The organism is Burkholderia sp. Se-20378 (genome assembly GCF_017104665.1).
Classification (GTDB): domain Bacteria; phylum Pseudomonadota; class Gammaproteobacteria; order Burkholderiales; family Burkholderiaceae; genus Burkholderia; species Burkholderia lata.
In genome coordinates this window covers 1-1,581 of record NZ_JAAGPG010000972.1, presented here as the reverse complement: position 1 = coordinate 1,581, position 1,581 = coordinate 1, and the positions used below count along the sequence as shown (strand labels likewise).

Below are 1,581 nucleotides of genomic sequence, written 5' to 3'. Positions count from 1 at the left end.
CACGACGTTCCAGCCGCCCCACGCGTAATCGGTATGAAGCCGTTCCAACGCTTCTTCGCGCGTGCCGACCCAGTCGCCGTTCGGCATGAACGCGTGGTCGCGCACCGCGAAGTACGCCCAGCGCCCGTCGGGCAGCGCGAACGCGCCGAGCCAGTTCGGCGCGGGCTGCCGGCGTCCGTTGTAGAACGCGCCTTCGAGCGCGATTGCGCGCGACACCATCGCGCCGAGCGACAGATGCCCGGGCGCGAAGCCGTCGCGCGTGTTCGCATAGCCCGCCGCCGCGCCGCCGCGATCGATCCGCAGCACCATCAGGTCGAACTTCAGCTTCTTCGCGAGCTCGACTGCTTCGGCGCGCAGTTCGTTGCGCCTCGACAGCGACTGCCAGAACAAGCCGCCGATGAAGCGCTGACGGCCGATTTGAATCACCTGCGCGCTCATTGCCGGCTCCGTCAGGCGCCGCCGCGCTGCGTGACGGGCGTGATCAGGATCACGATGACCTCGCGCGAGCGTTGCGCCTCGTAACCGCCGCCGAGCGCGATCATCTTCGGCGTGCCGATGCCGCGCTCGTCGAGCGAATCGTTCGTGCCTTCGTAGCCGCTGATGACGAGCGTCTCGCCCGACTTCATCGCGACCCGCTGCAGGAAATTGCGCATGTCGACGTCGGGCGTCTGGATCCGCGTCGCGCCGCTGCCCGCGCTGCTCGACACTTCCTTCAGCTGGAGCAGCGACGAAATGTTCGTCGAGAACTGCAGCATCACGGTGCCGTCGTCGAGCACGTGCGGCAGCAGCGTCATGTTGAAGCCCGTCGTTACGGTGCCCGGCGTGAGCGCGGTCGACGAGCCGACGTTCGCGGTGTTCGTCGTCGACACCGACGCGAGATAGCCCGTCTGCGTCGCGACCTGCACGGGCACCGGCTGGTTGTTGAGCGTCGTGACCGCCGCCGACGTCTTGCGCCGCACCGTCCCCTGCTGCGACAACGCGCGAATCAGCAGCTTGGTGCCGTTGAAGCGGCTCGTCGGGCTGAGCACCGTCGCGGACAGGTCGCCGGGCGTCACCGCGGCCGGCGTGAACGGGTTGGAGATCCCGAATTGCGCCGACACCGTCTTGTAGACGAGGCTCCAGTCGATCCCGTATGCGTCGCCCGCCTTCAGCGACACGCTGAGCACCGTCACGTTGAGCATCACCTGCCGCGACAGCGAGCGGTTCTGCTGCGTCATGAATGCGGCGATGCGCTCGATCACGTCGGGCGTGTCGGTCACCGAGATCGAGCCGGTCGCGGGCGAGGCGACCGAGCTACCGTAGCGCGACAGCATCGACAGGATCGCGTTCTGCAGCCCGTTGAACACGGACAGCTGCGAATTCACCGCGGTGTTCGCCGTATTGTTCGCGGTGAGGCCCGTCGTGCCGGAACCCGAGCCGCTCGCGCCGCCGCCCGAGCCGCCGGACTGCGAGCCGCCCGACGCGCCATCGCTCGTCGCGCCGCTCACCACCGACGCGTTCAGCGACGAGTCGCCGGGAATCGCGTTGACCTGGAACGTGCGGGTATCGGTGAAGAAGAAGCGGATCGTCCCCTGCTCGTAA

2 protein-coding genes are annotated in these 1,581 nt (G+C 67.9%); both read right to left on the bottom strand.

What is annotated here, in order from left to right; all coding sequences use genetic code 11:
• Positions 1-438 (bottom strand): type 4b pilus protein PilO2 (gene pilO2 / locus G3N93_RS39460; RefSeq protein WP_206135467.1); only part of this gene is annotated, 438 nt, incomplete at its 3' end.
• A gap of 11 nt (positions 439-449) precedes the next feature.
• On the bottom strand, positions 450-1,581 hold a 1,132-nt coding region (locus G3N93_RS39455), incomplete at its 5' end, for a PilN family type IVB pilus formation outer membrane protein (RefSeq protein WP_206135466.1).